The 18,272-nt window shown below is 39.0% G+C and carries 17 protein-coding genes; 5 read left to right on the forward strand and 12 right to left on the reverse strand.

All coding sequences use genetic code 11. The features are described from left to right. Positions 1-428 precede the first annotated feature (428 nt). The 5 genes from ACSZOX_RS22195 to spt are packed head-to-tail and all read right to left on the reverse strand — an operon-like array spanning position 429 to position 4,864. Positions 429-842: a GtrA family protein gene (locus ACSZOX_RS22195; RefSeq protein WP_437922416.1), complete on the reverse strand. Its 414-nt coding sequence runs from the start codon at positions 840-842 to the stop codon at positions 429-431. Beyond that, the gene (locus ACSZOX_RS22200) at positions 826-1,524 is read right to left on the reverse strand and encodes a CDP-alcohol phosphatidyltransferase family protein (RefSeq protein ID WP_437922417.1); all 699 of its coding nucleotides are present in this window, start codon (positions 1,522-1,524) and stop codon (positions 826-828) included. The genes ACSZOX_RS22195 and ACSZOX_RS22200 overlap by 17 nt, the downstream gene beginning before the upstream one ends. A 13-nt stretch (positions 1,525-1,537) precedes the next feature. After that, a complete protein-coding gene (locus ACSZOX_RS22205) occupies positions 1,538-2,533 on the reverse strand; it encodes an NAD-dependent epimerase/dehydratase family protein (protein ID WP_437922418.1) in 996 nt (331 codons plus the stop codon). Further along, complete coding sequence (locus tag ACSZOX_RS22210) at positions 2,530-3,660, reverse strand: hypothetical protein (protein ID WP_437922419.1); 1,131 nt, start codon at positions 3,658-3,660, stop codon at positions 2,530-2,532. The genes ACSZOX_RS22205 and ACSZOX_RS22210 overlap by 4 nt, the downstream gene beginning before the upstream one ends. Continuing rightward, on the reverse strand, positions 3,653-4,864 hold the full coding sequence (gene spt / locus ACSZOX_RS22215) for a serine palmitoyltransferase (RefSeq protein ID WP_437922420.1): 1,212 nt from the start codon (positions 4,862-4,864) through the stop codon (positions 3,653-3,655). The genes ACSZOX_RS22210 and spt overlap by 8 nt, the downstream gene beginning before the upstream one ends. Before the next feature lie 349 nt (positions 4,865-5,213). Between spt and smpB the strand changes: the two genes are divergently transcribed. Then, positions 5,214-5,669 (forward strand): SsrA-binding protein SmpB, encoded by a 456-nt coding sequence (smpB, locus tag ACSZOX_RS22220; protein WP_437922421.1) that lies wholly within the window; start codon positions 5,214-5,216, stop codon positions 5,667-5,669. 4 nt (positions 5,670-5,673) lie between these two features. Here the strand turns inward: smpB and ACSZOX_RS22225 are convergent, their stop codons facing one another. Beyond that, complete coding sequence (locus ACSZOX_RS22225) at positions 5,674-6,591, reverse strand: AraC family transcriptional regulator (protein ID WP_437922423.1); 918 nt, start codon at positions 6,589-6,591, stop codon at positions 5,674-5,676. A gap of 165 nt (positions 6,592-6,756) precedes the next feature. Between ACSZOX_RS22225 and ACSZOX_RS22230 the strand changes: the two genes are divergently transcribed. Both ACSZOX_RS22230 and ACSZOX_RS22235 read left to right on the forward strand, forming a co-directional pair. Continuing rightward, entirely contained in the window at positions 6,757-8,259 is a 1,503-nt protein-coding gene (locus ACSZOX_RS22230) for an aldehyde dehydrogenase family protein (RefSeq protein ID WP_437922425.1), read from the forward strand. 66 nt (positions 8,260-8,325) lie between these two features. Continuing rightward, positions 8,326-8,700, forward strand: coding sequence for a DUF779 domain-containing protein (locus ACSZOX_RS22235; protein WP_437922426.1), 375 nt, complete (start codon positions 8,326-8,328; stop codon positions 8,698-8,700). A gap of 80 nt (positions 8,701-8,780) precedes the next feature. Here the strand turns inward: ACSZOX_RS22235 and ACSZOX_RS22240 are convergent, their stop codons facing one another. From ACSZOX_RS22240 to ACSZOX_RS22250, 3 genes are read right to left on the reverse strand one after another with little or no spacing between them, the layout of a single operon-like run. After that, positions 8,781-9,182: an acyl-CoA thioesterase gene (locus ACSZOX_RS22240; RefSeq protein WP_437922428.1), complete on the reverse strand. Its 402-nt coding sequence runs from the start codon at positions 9,180-9,182 to the stop codon at positions 8,781-8,783. 11 nt (positions 9,183-9,193) lie between these two features. Continuing rightward, positions 9,194-11,011 carry a MutS-related protein gene (locus ACSZOX_RS22245; RefSeq protein ID WP_437922430.1) on the reverse strand — a complete coding sequence of 606 codons (1,818 nt, stop codon included), beginning with the start codon at positions 11,009-11,011 and terminating at the stop codon, positions 9,194-9,196. A gap of 60 nt (positions 11,012-11,071) precedes the next feature. Further along, a complete protein-coding gene (locus ACSZOX_RS22250) occupies positions 11,072-11,728 on the reverse strand; it encodes a protein-L-isoaspartate(D-aspartate) O-methyltransferase (protein ID WP_437922431.1) in 657 nt (218 codons plus the stop codon). A 211-nt stretch (positions 11,729-11,939) separates the two neighbouring features. On the opposite strand from ACSZOX_RS22250, the gene ACSZOX_RS22255 reads away from it, so the two are divergent. Further along, a complete protein-coding gene (locus ACSZOX_RS22255; protein ID WP_437922433.1) occupies positions 11,940-12,782 on the forward strand; it encodes a DUF4886 domain-containing protein in 843 nt (280 codons plus the stop codon). A 7-nt stretch (positions 12,783-12,789) separates the two neighbouring features. Here the strand turns inward: ACSZOX_RS22255 and ACSZOX_RS22260 are convergent, their stop codons facing one another. After that, positions 12,790-14,970, reverse strand: coding sequence for a DUF4954 family protein (locus ACSZOX_RS22260; protein ID WP_437922435.1), 2,181 nt, complete (start codon positions 14,968-14,970; stop codon positions 12,790-12,792). A 5-nt stretch (positions 14,971-14,975) separates the two neighbouring features. Next, positions 14,976-16,817, reverse strand: a complete 1,842-nt coding sequence (gene glmS / locus ACSZOX_RS22265; RefSeq protein WP_437922437.1) for a glutamine--fructose-6-phosphate transaminase (isomerizing) — start codon at positions 16,815-16,817, stop codon at positions 14,976-14,978. Positions 16,818-16,943: 126 nt separating this feature from the next. Here glmS and ACSZOX_RS22270 point away from each other — a divergent pair, with 126 nt between their 5' ends. Then, positions 16,944-17,702 carry a Ku protein gene (locus ACSZOX_RS22270; RefSeq protein WP_437922439.1) on the forward strand — a complete coding sequence of 253 codons (759 nt, stop codon included), beginning with the start codon at positions 16,944-16,946 and terminating at the stop codon, positions 17,700-17,702. A 96-nt stretch (positions 17,703-17,798) separates the two neighbouring features. Here the strand turns inward: ACSZOX_RS22270 and ACSZOX_RS22275 are convergent, their stop codons facing one another. Then, positions 17,799-18,083: a hypothetical protein gene (locus ACSZOX_RS22275; protein ID WP_437922441.1), complete on the reverse strand. Its 285-nt coding sequence runs from the start codon at positions 18,081-18,083 to the stop codon at positions 17,799-17,801. Positions 18,084-18,272 lie beyond the last annotated feature (189 nt).

The raw sequence follows: 18,272 nt of genomic DNA on the forward strand, positions 1-18,272 counted from the left end.
GGGTTGTTCTTGTGCAGGGACAGGTCAGAGCTAGGTCTATCCTTGGGTTGTTCTTGTTCCGTTCTTAGGTTGTTCTTGCTCCATCCTTAGGTTATCCTTGTTCCATCCTTGAGTCATCCTTGTTCCGTTCTTGGGTCATTCTTGTTCCGAAGCCTGCGCAGCAAAAAGCCCCTCCAACTTCCTACCTTAGACCGGATTTGCTTAGGGTTAACAGGGGGTTAGTAGGGGTATGACCCCTACTAACCCCCTGTTAACACCGAACTTAAATAACACTAAATAGAACGTTGATAAAAACAAAAATCCCCTTATGTAATCATTACATAAGGGGATCCAAACATATCTTATACTTCCTATTTTTTAAACATTAAACGGCTTCTCAGCACTTTACCATACAGAGAAAATGTTGTTTTTAGCCGAAATCTACAACATCAGTTTTTTTTAAAAACCCAATATTTTTGCATCGTAAAATTGAACCCTAGCGAAACCACAATTTCGACAACAAGCTTAGAATAAAAAGGGTTTAAAAATAAATAGTCCACCAGAAAATAAATACCAGTAGACTTTAGTGTAATACTCATTACCACTACAATAACAAATTTCCAAAGTTGATTTCCTATCGGTGTAGCCTTACTTTCAAAGGCCCAATAGCGATTGATAACAAAATTCGTAACAGCCCCCAAGGATCCACTAATGATATTGGATCCGTGTGCTGAAAAAAGCAATACACGTAAACAAAAGGTATAAATAGCAAAATCAGATAATCCACCAAGAAAAGCAGAAACTTGTGCCTTACCGAAAGACCTAAGAAAATTATATCTGGAATAGCTACCCTTCTCTCTCATCAGCAATTACCTGCTTTTTCTTCTTCTCTTCCCAGTCTTTCAGATCTCCAAGATGTAATAGATTCTTAGTATCTACTAAATTAATCACAAAGAGCGCAACACAGATAAGAATAACCAAATAGTTAATGCTAAACGGAAATAAAACCTCCGCTAAAAGTACAACACAAATAATCACACGGATCTCCGTAGGACCTAACAACCCTGCGTCAATGGTATATTTGTCTGTAATCCGATAACGGAGTTGCGAAATAATCATAGCCCATCCATACAATGCAACCAAAGCAAAACCAGTATACTTAAAATCGCCAGGAGCATAGAAAACATACCCCAGTCCTATCATCACGGTACTGATCCAATCCATCACAATATCTAAAGCAAAACCGTACCATTTTCTTGATTTATTCCGATAAAAAGCTATTCTACCGTCGAGTGAATCCCCAAACCATTGAACAAAAAAACCAAGTATACCAATGAGTAATAATGGGCGCGACACATATTCTGCTAGGAGAAAACTGCCTAAGATCATAAGCGATCCAAAAAGACCTATTGCTGTTAATCCATCGGAGGATATCCAATTTGGAATACGAGGCACCAAATAGGATATAAATTTCTGTTCAGGCGAACTTAAGATATTTGTTCTTTTCCGATCCTGAAAAAGTTTTTTATTAATCTCTTGACTCATAAGTCATTTTTTATTAGAACCACTTATTTTTTTGATACCACTCCAAACTTTCCTTCAAACCATCTTCCAATTTATAAATTGGTTTAAAGTTTAACACTCTTCTCGCTTTGGATATATCACAAGCCCAATTTTGAGCGGTTAATTCACCAAGTCGTTCGGGGTACAAAACTGGTGTTTTCGGAGAATTTCTATACAGCCATTGCGAAAAATAAGCTGCTTTTTCTACAAAAACATAAGGTATATGGAAGCGAAGCATCCGCTTTGCAAATGTCTTTCTAAAAATATCAGCGAGCACATATCTTGGATACACATATCCATCCGTAACATTGAAAATCTGAACCCCTTGATTCGTTATCGAACACGCATTAATCAATAATGTCACCAAGTCACTGACATGAATAAAAGAAAGCTTTTGTGGAGTTTTGCCAATATAAACGTCTAGGCCCTTATTCATCGTATCAAAAAGAATAAATAAGTCCTTTTCTCGAGGGCCATAAACCGCCGTTGGCCTAATAATAGAGATCGGCTTATCCGAGAACTGGGCTAAAATCATTTCCTCTGCCGCCCTCTTACTACGGCCATAAGCCGTTACAGGATGGTAAGGAGAAGTCTCTGATATAGCATCAGCATTGTAATTAACCGGGCCTATAGCTGCTAAACTACTTACAAAAACGAAACGACTGGGAGGGTGAGTACTATCAAACGCTGAGGCTATAAGACATTTTGTTACATCCACGTTTACGGCAAACAACTGTGCTTCAGATTTTGCTTTCGTCAGCGCTGCTGCATGAATAACGTAATCGTATTTTTCCTCAGCAAATATTTTTTTTAATCCTTCTGTATCGGTGAGATCTGGATACAAAAGCTTAGCCGTAAACGGCAAAATTCCATCGACAATACTTGACTTGCGCACGATTGCATGAACTTCAAATCCCGCTAACGAAGCCGCTTCCACCAAATGAGTCCCTACAAACCCGCTAGCTCCTGTCACCAAGATTTTCTTCTTCATATTGCTTTTTCGTACAAGCGGTAACGCTTATAAAGGTCTGCATTAATTTGTTCAATAGCATGGTTCATCACATAATTATGATCCAGCATCCAAGAACATTCTGCTCCTTTTATGCCTGCGGGCGTCGCATTCTTTATGATACGCCCATACAAACAGGCTTCTATTCCAAGTTTACGATACCCTTCTATAACACCCAACATAAGGACACGGATTGTCTTGATCTTCTTCAAACCAAATAACAATTTGAAGATACCAAAAGGCAATAAACGTCCACGCTTGATTTTAATAAGGACTTCATTAATATTAGGAACCCCTAGTGCAAATCCGACCAATTCACCATTCTTTTCTGCAACAATACAGAACCTAGGGTCGACAATCATCTTCAGATCCTTAGCTGTGTGATTGAACTCTTCATCTGTCATCGGAACAAAACCAAGGTTTTTATCCCATGCCTTATTGTAAACCTGTTTAATCTTTTTCGCCTCGTTCTCGAAATCTTTCAAGTTAATCTGCCTCAAAACAATATCCGAACGTTTCAAACGTTCTTCCAGCCTATCCAACAATAATACAGAACGTTTGTCGGCCGTTGAGGAAGCTACGTAATAAGCTCTTAAATCAACTTTTTGTCCGAAACCCGCATGGAGTAGCAGATCAATATAATAAGGAGGATTGTAGGTCATCATCGCTACAGGAGGACGATCGAAACCCTCTACCAATAACCCACAAGTATCGTTTGTTGTTAAATTAATAGGACCAACGATATTGGTACCTCCATGTTCTTTAACCCAAGCTTCCGCAGTTTCCAATAACTTGTTGGCCACTTCCTGATCGTTTATAGATTCAAAGAAACCAAATTGTCCTTCTACAACGTTGTTAAATGAATTGTGGTTTCGATTCCAGATAGCTAAAATTCGCCCCACAACAACACCATCTTTTAATGCTAAAAACGGTTCCGCTTCGGAGTGTTTGTAAAATGGATGTTTAGCCTTCGTCAGTAGGTCTTGCTGGCCTAAAAACAATTCAGGCACATAATTTGGATCGTTACGATACAGATCATGCGGAAAATCAATAAACTGGGTTAATTGTTTTTTCGAGCGAACAGGGATAACTGTTATCATTTTACTCATTCATAAATGACTCAACCTCTAAAGTTTTAAAAACCTTAGCCATTTTATCTACTGCTTCATCAATTTGATCAAAGGTATGCGTAGCCATCAGTGAGAAACGTATCAACGATTCCTCAGCAGGAACAGCCGGCGCAACAACAGGGTTGACAAACACCCCATTATCTTGAAGCATTTTCGTTACATAATATGTCTTATCGTTATTTCGAACAAAAATTGGTAAAATAGGACTCTCTGTAGACCCTAAATCGAAACCATTTTCCAACAATAACTTTGTCGCGTAATTGGTATTCGCCCACAATCTTTCAATGTGCTCCGGTTCCGTCTGAATAATTTCTAATGCTTTTAAAGTCGAGGCAACAGAAGCAGGTGTCATACTTGCACTAAACATCAAAGATCTAGCTTTGTGTTTCAAAAATTCGATTGTCTGTGCATCTGCAGCCACAAAGCCACCTAGAGAGGCTAATGACTTACTAAACGTCCCCATAATCAAATCTACGTTTTCCGTTAGACCAAAATGAGAAGCAGTACCAGCACCCTTATCACCTATAACACCTAGACTGTGTGCATCATCACATAAGATAGCTGCGTCAAACTCTTCAGCAATTGCAACAAGCTCTGGAAGTTTCACGATATCACCCTCCATGCTAAAGATACCATCTGTTGCAATTAATTTGAGGCTTTCTTCTGGAAGTCTAGCTATTTTAGCGCGTAAATCTTCCATATCATTGTGCGCATATTTCACCACTTTAGAGAAAGACAATCTACTTCCATCTATTATCGAAGCATGGTTTCTTTCATCCAATAGGATGTAATCGTTACGTCCTGTCAAACAAGACAACGGTCCTAAGTTTGATTGAAAACCTGTGCTGAATAAAATAGCCGCCTCTTTACCTACATAACTAGCTAATTTCTCTTCCAGTTCAACGTGAATATCCAATGTACCATTCAGAAAACGCGATCCAGCACAGCCAGTGCCATACTTTGCTAAAGCGTCTTGTGCTGCTTCAATAATCCGTTGATCCGTTGTCAAACCTAAATAAGAGTTTGATCCGAACATCAAAACACGTTTCCCATCAATCAAAACTTCTGTATCCTGTCTAGACTGAATAGGTCTAAAATAAGCATAAAGATTATTCGACTTAATAGGCTCCAGTTCACTTTGTAGGAACCTAGATGTTCTTTCACTTAACTTTCCCTTACTCATGCTGTAGGTATTTCTATTTAATATGATACAATTTTAATGCAAGAAGTTTTAACCTTTGACTTTAAAGTATTAAACGTCAAAAATAAAATAATAAACAAAAATATACAATTTTAAATTTCAGATAGCGTCCGCTCGTTAAAGCCATTTCCCAACGCATGAAAGATAAACATTGTATACATTCAGCCTAAAAAAAACCGCTGCAAACATACGAAACTCAATTGATTTAACCTCATGTAAAAACCATATGAATATCATAAAATTAAATTATTGTTAAGATATTACCAATAGTTTGCGATTAAAACTTCAACAAAAATATAAAATCTTTACTTTTGCCTTTTACACAATTGAAATGGGGATAGCAGCTAATATAAGCATCAAAAATAAACGTGCATCATTTGAGTATCATCTATTGGACCGCTATACGGCGGGGTTACGACTTTTAGGCACAGAAATAAAATCGATAAGAGAAGGTAAAGCGAACATCAACGATAGTTTTTGCACGTTTTTCGAAGACGGACTTTATATTCGGAACATGCACATCGCGGAATACTCTTTTGGTTCTTTTTATAATCACGAAGCAAAACGCGATAGGCAATTGCTATTGACAAAGCGCGAATTGAAAAAATTGAAAGAGAAAGGTGAAGAAAAAGGTTTCACAATCGTTCCTTTAAAAATTTTTATCAATGAGCGCGGGTATGCCAAAATTGAAATTGCCCTAGCACAAGGAAAGAAAGATTTTGACAAAAGAGAGACGATTAAAGAACGTGAGAGCAAACGTGAATTGGATCGCGTCATGAAAAGATAACGTATTATCCTTGTTCAATAAACTGGCCTGGAGTGAGACCTTCCCGTTGCTTGAAAAGGCGAATGAAATAATTAACATCAGAGAACCCCACAGAGAAACACGTTTCTTTTACGCTTTTTGTTATCCTTAGCATATGTTTTGCATAAGTCAGGCGCTCTCTGATCACAAATTCCATAGGGCTTACACCCAATTCATTTTTAAAAGCACGGCACAACGCACTTTTACTCATTCCTGCTTTATTACTTATCTTATCTACCGATAGTTTTTCTGCAATATTTTCAGTTATGTATTGCTTAATAAAACTAAATACGGAACTGTTGCTGCCTAACGACTTTGATTGATCTAAAACGAGCAAGCCCTGCATCTGCATAATACGGATCATCAGCTCTTTAAGCACCAATTCTGCAATAGCCTCTTTATGTAAATCGCCGCTTAGGCTTACCTGAAACAATCTATTTGTCAAACGGGCTAATTCCTCATTGTTACTAAAATGAAATTGTTCTAATTGAAACGACCAGCTTGTAGAGCGTTCCTTTTTCGGATAAAATTCATTCAGATAATTAAGCACCTCTCTTATTTTAACATTGTCCACCGTTATTGCGGTACATTGCGTGGGACTTTCTATCCTAGCCTCGGGAAAATCAATCTCCATCCTTGTATACTCGGGCAAAAGCAAGGTCTCTCCTGGGAAATAATCAAAGGAAACCTTATCATCCTGCAAATGCATGACCTTCTTTCCACGGATCATATTGATGATTACCAAGTCGTCAAACCTTAACGGAACGAGAGAACTAGCTTCATACGTTTCAAAAATACTCAGTTCATAGTTCGCGAGCGTGTACGCACGACGATTTTCAACAAGCGATGTCAGCTCTTTTTCTGCAGACAATGGAAGCCGATCCAGTTGATAGGGTTTTCTCATACATGCTCCTTATTTTCTTGGCGTTATCCAAATATAGCAAAATACCCCAGCAACATAAATACCCCCTGGATGTTTTATGCTATCTTTTGACAGAATAATGCTATGGATAAAACATAGCCGTCTTTACATTTGTTTAGCTAACAAACCTCTTTAAAAGAAAGTAACATGAGTACAATTAAAAGACCCACGTTCAAAGAACGTTATGACAACTACATTGGCGGGAAATTTGTCGCCCCAATTTTAGGTAAATATTTTGACAATATTTCACCCATAGACGGAAAGGTATTTACGCAAGTAGCACATTCCACAAAGGAAGACATTGAATTAGCCGTCGACACAGCGACAGAAGCATTTAAATCATTCAGCCAAACATCGGTAACGGAGCGAAGCATTATGCTCAATAAAATCGCAGACCGTATTGAAGAAAATTTAGAGTACATCGCTGCTGTAGAAACAATAGACAATGGGAAAGCCGTTCGGGAGACTCTTAATGCTGACATACCGCTCGCAATAGACCATTTTCGATACTTTGCTAGCGTTATTAGAGCAGAAGAAGGAAGCATAAATGAATTGGATAAGGACACCGTATCCATCATTGTACATGAGCCTATCGGTGTGGTCGCACAAATCATTCCTTGGAATTTCCCAATCTTAATGGCCGTATGGAAACTAGCTCCTGCACTGGCTGCTGGTAACTGTGTGGTACTAAAACCAGCAGAAAGCACACCGACTTCCATTTTGGTGCTTATTGAGCTCATTGGTGACTTAATTCCTGCCGGTGTGGTAAATATTGTGAATGGTTTTGGATCTGAACTTGGCCGTACGTTAGTCACGAACCCTAAAATTGCGAAGGCAGCCTTCACTGGCTCAACAGCAACGGGACGCTTGGTTATGCAGTACGCAACGGAAAACATTATTCCTGTTACGCTAGAGTTAGGTGGAAAATCACCAAATATCTTCTTTAGCTCTGTTTTAGATCACGACGATGCATTCTTAGATAAAGCGATTGAAGGAGCAGTCCTTTTTGCCTTAAATCAAGGGGAAATTTGTACTTGTCCATCTAGGCTACTCATACAAGAGGATATTTACGAACGTTTTATCGAAAAAGTAATTGATCGAGTTAATAAAATTAAAGTTGGAGACCCTCTTGATCCTAATACCATGATGGGAGCACAAGCGTCTAAAATCCAAAAAGATAAGATCATGTCCTATATCAAACTAGGGAAAGAAGAAGGAGCTGAAGTTCTAACAGGAGGAGACGAGAATCATTTGGGCGAGGAATTAGAAAATGGGTACTACATCAAGCCTACACTTTTCAAAGGCACCAATAAGATGCGTATTTTCCAAGAGGAAATTTTTGGCCCTGTTCTAGCTGTTACTACATTTAAAGATGAAAAAGAAGCTATTGAAATTGCGAATGACACGATTTATGGATTAGGTGCTGGCGTATGGACAAGAGATGCACATCAATTGTATCAAGTACCACGGGCTATTCAAGCAGGGCGTGTATGGGTAAACCAATATCATTCTTATCCTGCGGGAGCACCTTTTGGAGGATACAAGCAGTCAGGTGTTGGTCGCGAAAATCATAAAATGATGCTAGACCATTATCGACAAACTAAAAATATGTTAATCTCTTACAACAAAGAGAAATTAGGATTTTTCTAAACAACAAAAGTCGAATGGGGTTATAAGATATAATCCCATTTGCTTTAACTTTAAACAGTAGCACTTATGATACAACGATTAGATGTTACAGAAAACGCGAAACAACTCATTAAAGAATTGACATTGAAGCATGGTGACCTTATGTTCTACCAAGCAGGCGGATGTTGTGAAGGAACCCAACCACAATGCTTTGAGAAGGGCGCATTCTTCCCTCGCATGAACGATGCCCTCATAGGCTATGCGGAGGGTTTTGAATTCTGGGTAGATCGGGATCTATTTGAATATTGGAAATATTCACACTTTACATTAGACGTTTTGGATGGCTTTGGACCCGGCGGCTTCTCGCTAGAAAGTCCATTAGGTAAAACTTTCAAAGTACACTACCGTTTGTTCACCGAAGAAGAGCTGCAGGATCTCGCACCTGTGCAAAGGAATGCATAATTATTTCTACAATAGGGGCACTCATTTTCCGATAAGGACCACTGAATATCACATAAAATAAGGGGCTTAGGCCCCTTATTTTATGTGATATCTAAGTTTTCAAGAACTGGAATTGGCTTCCTGTTTTCATCGAGAGCCACCAAAGTAAACATACCTTGAATCGCCAACTCCCTTCCCTCTTGGTACATATTCTCCAGAAAAATTTCAACTTTTACTTTCACACTCGTTCTGCCAACACTTTGCACTTTAGCTACGGCTTCAATAATACTACCTGCAGGAATAGCTTTTTCAAAATCTATCCGATCGGTGGATACAGTCACCAAACGCTTTCTACAGAAACGTGTGGCAGCCATAAATGAGACCTCATCCATTATTGACATGGCTTTTCCTCCAAATAACGTATCGTGATGGTTTGTCAAAAAAGGAAACACCGTTGTACACACACGTGTCTCTGACAATTCAATTCTTTCTTCTAATGTCATTACCGATTTCTTTAGTTATGGTTCTCTTTAAGTTGTTCTACATCAATACCTATCCCCTTGAGTAGCATAGAAGCATTAAAAACTGTACAACGCCCATCTTTCAATTTGTAATCGAACAACATCTCGCCATTAACCACTTGAATGTCGAAATGATAATTCTGTACAGCCCCATTATACTCCTCTTCTAACGTCGCCAGTTGCAAATCATGTGTTGCAACCATTCCCCTGCCGGACATTTCCATCAACTGTCGGATAATTGCCCTAGATCCAAGGTATTTGTCAACAGAGTTTGTCCCCCTCAGCATCTCATCAATTAAAAAGAAACTTTGTGGATCTCTCTTTACAGTTTCCAGGATAAACTTCATACGATCAAGCTCAGCTTTAAATGTTGATGTACTTTCTTTTAATGAATCTTTAATACGCATATAGGAAATAAGGTTCAAAATCGGCAAAGAAAATGAAGACGCGCAACAAACGGAACCTGCATAAGCCAAAACAGCATTGATACCAATCGTACGTAAAAAGGTACTTTTACCGGCCATATTAGACCCTGTAATTAAAGCTATGCGATGACTATCATTCGTATAGTCGTTTTCAATAGATTTCCCTTCGATCAAAGGATGCGCAATATGGCTAGCAGTAATAGCTCCCGTTAAAGAATTTTCTTGAATACTTGGCATAACCCATTGCGATCGATTGCGCTTCAAAACTGCCAAAGAATTAAGAGCCTCAAACTCGGCTATGACATCGAAAGCAATCAGAATATTTGCTTCGTATTGATTTTTCCAACGCACAATTTTCATCACGTACTTAAAATCCCATAGAAAGATCATATTCAGCATAGCCCCTACGAGCATATTATTGCGTGCATCTAGGTTATTTATTAACTTGGACAGCTCCCGAAAAGCAAAAGAAAGCTTTTTATCTCCAATTTGTAACCTATTTTTCAATTGCACATTTCCTTCTGTCTGAAAACCTTGATCTTCTACCATTTTTAATCCCTCGGCGTAAGCAGCTAGCATCTGACCGACCTTATCTATCTTATTTGAAAAAAGCCCAACCTTACCAGCCAAAGCGAGCGTCCACAAAAGATGAGCAATGCCCAAAACCACTAACCAAGACCATAGAGGAATAACAAAAATTGAAATTAAGGCTCCGAATACAAACAAGTATGGAGCAACAGCCACATAAAGCCCCATAGCCTTAGAGCCAAATGAAAGACTAGAATCCTGGAAATAACGCCCCAGAAATGATTTCACATCTGTAGGTTGCGCCACGTTAAACAACAACTTAGACTGAAATCCCTGACTCCAATTCAGATCGTCTGCGATTTCGGCCACCGCCTTTTGTCTTTGTTCAATTTCCATCTTGGACGATGCCCTTTTAAACCATGAAGCCAAGAGCGTCAAACCTCCGGCAGTGGACGTTCTGTTGACAAGACTGAATAACGAAAAGGAACCAAATATATCCAAATCAGCAGTGTAAGGATGTTCCCCATCCTCAAACTGATGGCCATCATCATATATATTTTTCCGCGTTTCTTTCTGATTTATTTCGTTTTCATTTACTTTCAAAAAAGCCTGTTTATCGTCTCTTCTTTTTTCTAATTTGCTTTGCCTGCTAATTAAGAAGGCAAAAACAAGAACGATGACCAAGGCCAAAATAAAAACCAAAAGCACACTATTCTGCTGAAAACTATAAAACAATAGCGCGCCCCCACCTATAATAACAAATAAACGTGCGAAACTATTTTGGTTGATTGATTTATTGAGTGATTGAATTTCTGTCAACGTCTTTTGAACGTGCTCTTGGTAACGTGCGTATATCATGGCATAAAAATAAAAAAAGCTTGGCAGTAGCAAGCTTTTTTTATTCTATATCTTAGATTATTACCATGCTTGGTCTCCGACGAGCGGAACAAAACGAAATGTATCAAGTTCAATTCGTTCAAAATCGTTCTCGCCCACACGAAGAATGGTCACCATCTTTTGCGTTTTCTCATCCCCTACTGGAATAACTAAAAGTCCTCCATACTTTAGCTGTTTCAGCATAATTTCAGGAACAAAAGGCGCTCCTGCAGTAACGATAATTTTGTCATAAGGGGCATGTTCAGGAATACCTCTCGATCCGTCGCCAAGAAAAAAATGAGGCTGATATCCCATGTAGGGCAACACCTGAATTGTACGTTGATATAATTTTTCCTGTCGTTCAATGGTAAACACCTGTGCACCGAGTTCTAGGAGAATACAGGTTTGATAACCAGATCCCGTTCCTATTTCTAGCACTTTATCTCCCTTTTTCACGTGCAACAGTTCAGATTGATAAGCAACGGTATATGGTTGCGAGATCGTTTGTCCATCACCTATGGGAAATGCAATATCACGATATGCTTGATTCCAAAACGTCTCATCAAAAAAGAAGTGACGTGGCACTTTTCCTATCGCTTGCAGAACACGTTTGTCAGCAATCCCACGAGTTTCCAAATTGTTCACCAGTTGCTTCCGTGCTCCCTTTTCCCGATAATTATCTACAAACTTATACGCCATTATACCTCAAAAATACCATTGTTAAACCACATTTATCTTATTAAAATGCAAAATATTTAAGGTCAACATTATATAGCAATATAGTTTTACCTATATTAGCATTTAAGCTTTAACCGATTCCTATCTCGGGCTTAAACTTGGTAATCGGGGCTTATGTTATTTGTTCTATAGCCTTTACCACAAGGCTTAATTCTTATTTAAAAAAACATTGATGAAAAAAACAATTTATTTATTCCTTTTTATCTCGTTACTCCACCTCCAAGCTTTCTCAAGCCAAGATTCCATCTTAAGAATTTTAGCAATAGGCAATAGTTTCTCTGAAGATGCCATCGAAAACTATTTACATGAGTTAGCCTCAGCTTCAGACAAAAAAATCATTATCGGCAATCTTTATATCGGCGGGGCACCGCTCTCTTTGCATGTTCAAAATGCAAGAGAAGACGCAAATAAATATAGCTATAGGAAGGTAGCACTTGACGGCACAAAGACCACAAAAAACAATAGCAGTATCTCTGAAGCGTTAAGTGATGAGAATTGGGATTACATCAGCTTTCAACAAGCGAGTCCTTTGTCCGGAAAATACAATAGCATCATCGAAAGTTTACCCGAACTTGTCAACTACGTACGTACAAAAGTTGGTCAACATGCCCAATTTGTTTATCACCAGACTTGGGCTTATCAACAGGATTCTAAACACGATGGCTTTAAAAACTACGAGCGTGATCAGAGCAAGATGTATAGCGCCATAGTTGATGCCTCAAAACAGGTACGCAAGTTAGGTTATTTTAAAGAGATTATTCCGGTAGGAACAGCCGTTCAAAATGCGCGTTCTAGTTCCATTGGAGACCATTACACACGTGACGGATACCACCTGCAACTGGATTACGGCCGCTTTACAGCAGCTTGTACCTGGTATGAAAAACTTTTCCACGAAGATGTTAGAGGCAACGCCTACAAACCGCAACATGTTAGCGATCTACAGGCAACGATTGCAAAAAGGGCGGCTCACTTAGCCGTAAAACGCCCTTACAAAGTATCAAAAATAAAGCTCTAGAATTTATCTAGAGCTTTGTTATCATTTTCGTAACGCGCTCTTCAAAAACAAGAAGAGCCGCTTTTTCCTTATTTATAAAGTCGTTATCGACGAATTTGCCTACCACTTCTTCCATCTCTTCATAGGACTCATAGACCATCTGTTTAAACGGGTTTTGATAATCCTTTAATCGAGCACGCTCTATTTCCGAGCATATCCATCTCCTCGTCTCCAAAACTTCCGCAAGTAATTCTTTAACAAATTCAATATCCCAGGTTTCCAACTCTCTTCCCGAAACATCCACCAACGAAGCAATGGCATGTTTAAATTTATCCCCTAGATACTCTTTGCTCCAAGCATGATAATGCGTATGTACGGCTGTCCATGAAGAAATATCGCCAGCACGGATACCTTCCAAAAGTCCGTCCAACTTGTTTGACGGCACCAATTGTCCGCCAATATTTTCAAATAGATAACGATCAACTCCGATCTCAATAAGCTGCTCTTTAACTTGTGCCAAAGAGGTTTCTTCCAACGCATCAATCAGTTGCAACCCCACATAATAGCGAATCATCCTTTTATAGACCTGATACGCTTCTTTAGGCTTCGCAAGTACAACCTTCCTCTTCGAAAACTCGACGTTATCCAAAAGAACCGTCTTTTCAGGAAGTACGTCAACGCTATTTAGCATGTCCCGACCAACTCGCTTAATATCTTCTACCGCATGAGATGATGTAGCAAATGCGCTCCCTACAGCAAGCTCAATTTCCGACATCGCTTCTATCATTTCGTTTACCGTGTCAGGAGCTAACACATCATACTCAATATATTGATTTTTAAACTTGCGTTTATCTCTTGACTGAAACTTCGATGTATTACGCATCAACGCGTACATATTGTAAAGGAACCAATAACCTGGCAAAATTACCAAGCGGTTTGTGTCCACCTCATTACTAACCAAACAAAAAGGAAACTTAATATCAAGTTCGTGCAGAAAGTCGCCTTTAACAATGAGCGTGTAAGATGCAAACCGGGAGTTATGTTTAAGACTGACGCACAAGCCAGGCCAAAAACCCCGTCCCGCAATAATTTCGCCATCAGCGGCTCTTGAGTTATGATTAGATCCAACGGTGGCACCTGCGGCCATATTACTCTGACCTTTTACGAGTGCAGCACATAGAAACGAATTATTATGATGCTGTTCATGTGCTGGAAAAATTAAAGAATTTAAAACCTCGCAACAAGAAATCGTCGAGTTATCCCCGAGGAAAGAATTAATTAGTCGTGCGCCATATTTCAATTGCGAATTTGAGGACAACACAAAGCGTACCGCCTTCACACCATAAAATATACGGCAACCATATCCAATAATTCCATTAACTAATTCGCAACCTTCCCCAATTTGTGTGAACGAGCCTTTAGACGAATTTATCGTTAGATTTTTGAGTTTGTTGACCCCTTTGATGTAAGCATCCGTACCTATTTTGACATCTTTAATCGTCTGTGTATTTTTAATGACGGATCTATCACCAATTTCGCTGTAAAAACCATGCGCTGGCGAAAACTGGTTTTCCGTAATTTCCTTGAATCGATTCTGCAATACATAGTCATTACGATAGCGAGACCAAAGGAATACGTCTCCAGCCTGCATTCCATTAAACGGTAATACGGCACGGCCGCCATTCTCATTACAAAGCTCCAAACGTATCCGCCTATCTTCTACATCTCCAGTTTTGAGAATACCATTTCCAAATTTCGCATTGCTACTGGTCTCCATCTCACTGATATTAGCTAACATCACATCATTTCCTACGACAAAATGAGCAATATAACGAACATGATGTACGGCTACTGTATTCCCAAAATCGCAGCTCACCACGGTAGAATTGTATATTCCACAAGGCAGACGTAAGTCCCTAAAGTCTAAATAAACATCGTCCATATCGCCAATACGAACCAATCCGTAAAACTTAGAATTCTGAATTTGCTGAGGTATAAACCGATCTGTAACCAATACATCTGCCCAATTGGCCGCGTAATTGTCATTTTCCAGCAGGAGCTCTATCTCTCTTTCGGTTAATGCCCTAAATTCGTCTCCTCGACCAAACTGTTGGTTTCGATGATGATACTCTCCTCCTTCATGCAGATAGACCTCCGGAATAAAATGGTTGCCTAAATCCGAAAGTTTTTTCTTTCTTATTTCAGACATACCTATTATTCAACGGTTACCGATTTCGCCAAATTACGAGGCTTGTCCACATCCAATCCCCTATCAATCCCGATATAATAGGATAAGAGTTGAAGCGGAATAACGGATAAGATAGGAGCGATGATTTCATGTACCAATGGAACAACCATTACATCATCGGCCAATCCAACCACCACATTATCTCCCTGAGAAACTACGGCAATAACCTTTCCCTTTCTAGCTTTAATCTCTTGAATATTGCTCACAATCTTCTCGTGATAGCTGTCTTTCGTCGCCACAAACACCACGGGTAGTCTTTCATCGACTAACGCAATTGGACCATGTTTCATTTCCGCAGCAGGATATCCCTCAGCATGGATATAAGATATCTCCTTTAATTTCAATGCACCTTCCAGCGCGATAGGGAAATTATAACCTCTTCCTAGGTATAGAAAATCCTGCGCATCTTTATATTTCTTCGCGATTTCCTTTATAACAGCATCTTGCTCTTCGAGGATTTCGTGCACATATTGAGGAACTTTTGCTAGATCTCCCAACAACTTATTGAACAAGACGCGATCGATAGTACCTTTCTCCAATGCGACTTTCAGCGCGATCAAATATAAAACCGCCAACTGTGCAGTAAAAGCCTTTGTGCTCGCCACACCTATTTCCGGTCCAGCATGTGTATAAGCTCCCGCATCTGACAATCGGGCTATGGATGATCCAACCACATTGACAAGTCCAAAAATAGTTGCTCCTTGTTTTTTTGCATTTTCAATCGCTACTAGTGTATCGGCCGTCTCTCCACTTTGAGAAATTGCTATGATCACATCTTTATCCGTGATAATAGGATTTCTGTATCGAAATTCGGATGCATATTCAACTTCCACATTGATACGGCATAGCTCTTCGATAACATACTCTGCAAGCAAACCAGCATGCCAGCTCGTACCACAAGCTACAATAATCACTCTATTTGCCTGCAGTAGTTTATCTTTTATTTTGTCTACCCCACTTAATGTAATAGACTGTTGACCAGCATCTAATCGACCACGTAAAGAATCAAAAATCGTTTGGGGCTGTTCGAAAATTTCCTTTAGCATAAAATGGTCATAGCCGCCTTTTTCAATGGCTGCCAGTTCTAAGTCCAACTTCGTCACGAAAGGCGTAATACGTTCATTACCTAAATTCTTTAAGATCAATTCATCCGGGCGAACAATAGCTAATTCATAATCGTTAATATAAACAACCTCCTTGGTATAAGCCAGCATTGGAGAAGCATCAGACCCCAAATAATGTGCATGGTCACCTATTCCGATAACCAGAGGGCTTCCTTTTCGTGCTGCGATTATTGTATCGGGTAAATACTTGTCTAAAAGCAGAATAACATAAGCCCCTACAACACGCTTTAAAGCAATTCGAACAGCTTCTTCCAACGAGCATTCGTTGTTTATTTTTATGTCTTCAATAAAATTCAGTAGAACTTCCGAATCGGTATCGCTTTGAAAGGTATAACCCTTTTGTATAAGCTCACTTTTTAGTTGCGCATAGTTTTCGATGATTCCGTTATGAATCATGGCGATATTTCCAGAATTCGAATAATGTGGGTGAGCATTTCTATCCGAAGGCTCTCCATGAGTTGCCCATCGGGTGTGTCCGATGCCTACTGTAGCTTGTATATTTTTACCATATACAAAATCTTCCAATGCAGATACTTTTCCTTCCTTTTTGTATACCTCGAGTGTTTCTCCTGTGTGTAAGGCCACACCAGAGCTATCATATCCTCGGTATTCTAATTTTTTTAATCCATCGATTAGTATCGGATAAGCTAAATTGCTACCTACGTAGCCAACGATTCCACACATATATTATTTTAAGTTTATTTGCTAACAGGTGGTAAATATAGCTAAAATACATAACGCGATCGATTGAGATTCGATTTTTAGCTAAAAACTTTCTTTGTGTTTCCATGGTTCTACTAATAAAAAATCATGAGAGCAATATGGACAGGAGCTATCGGATTCGGTCTGGTGAATATTCCGATAAAAATATGCAGTGCAATCCAAGACAGTCAATTGGATTTGGATATGTTAGATAGAAAGGATTTATCTAATATAAGATATAAACGTATCAACGACAAATCTGGAAAAGAAGTAGCCTGGGAAAATATCGTTAAAGGTTATCTGCTGAAAGATAAATACATTGTACTAGAAGATGCTGATTTTGAGGACGCTCTTCCGGAGAAAAATAAAATGATCAATTTGCAGACCTTTGTAAAGGAAAAGGAAATCGACAGTATATATTTCGATACTCCTTATTATTTGGAACCTCAAAAGGGAGGAGAAAAGGCTTACTCTCTTCTCTATAAGTCACTAGAAAAGACAGGATATGTGGGACTTAGTACTTTTGTAATGCGCAGCACCGAAAACTTGGCCATCGTGAGACCATATGCTGGCATGTTAGTATTAAATAAGTTACGCTTCGAAGAAGAAATACGAGAAACAGCAGATCTAAATATACCAAATGCCCAAATCTCCAAACCTGAAATGGACATGGCATTAAAACTCATCAAACAAAACAGCTCCAATTTTGATATATCGGGATACAGGAACGAATACAGCAAAGAACTTCTAAAAATCATCAAACAGAAAGCGCAAGGAAAACGGGCTACTATCCGTAAAATTAATCCCGAAAAGGAGAACACCAAAGCTTCAGAACTTTTAGCTAAATTGAAGGCAAGTTTAGCATAATAGCGTTATTCAGTCCATTAATTTTGTTATTTTAACCTTCTTAATTTAGTTGTTATGCTAATTATTTAGCTTTTCTTATTTACCGTACAGCAACTATTAATTGACAGACCTTATTCCCTCATGAAAATCAAACCCTTCTAGGTAAGCAATTTTCCAAGAACCGTTCTCTTGAATAACCTTAAATTTATAGACAAAATCGTTCCAATCTGCAGAAGCATTCGGTTCGAGCCTACCCCACTTCCAATTCACATCTCCTGTACTCGAGTCCACTATCCTAATCTCGATAAAATCCCAAGGATTAGGCGCATCATACGGAACATCTTGACATCTTGTCCAAGGATCCAAATCACTAGCGAAAACAAAAGGCGACAAATATCCCACCAACCAATCCCCATAGCTGTTATTCTTTAGTCCTTTATCAAGAGTGACTACTAGATTATCATAATTCGTAATAAATTCTTCAGCAAAAAAATTGGTATTTCGAAGTTATGATGGATCAGAGTCAAAACCTGTGGACTACGCAAATAATTTGGTTAATCTGAAGAGGAAGAAATTGATGTCACCCACCCC

The sequence above is a fragment of the Sphingobacterium sp. LRF_L2 genome (genome assembly GCF_965644235.1).
GTDB lineage: Bacteria > Bacteroidota > Bacteroidia > Sphingobacteriales > Sphingobacteriaceae > Sphingobacterium.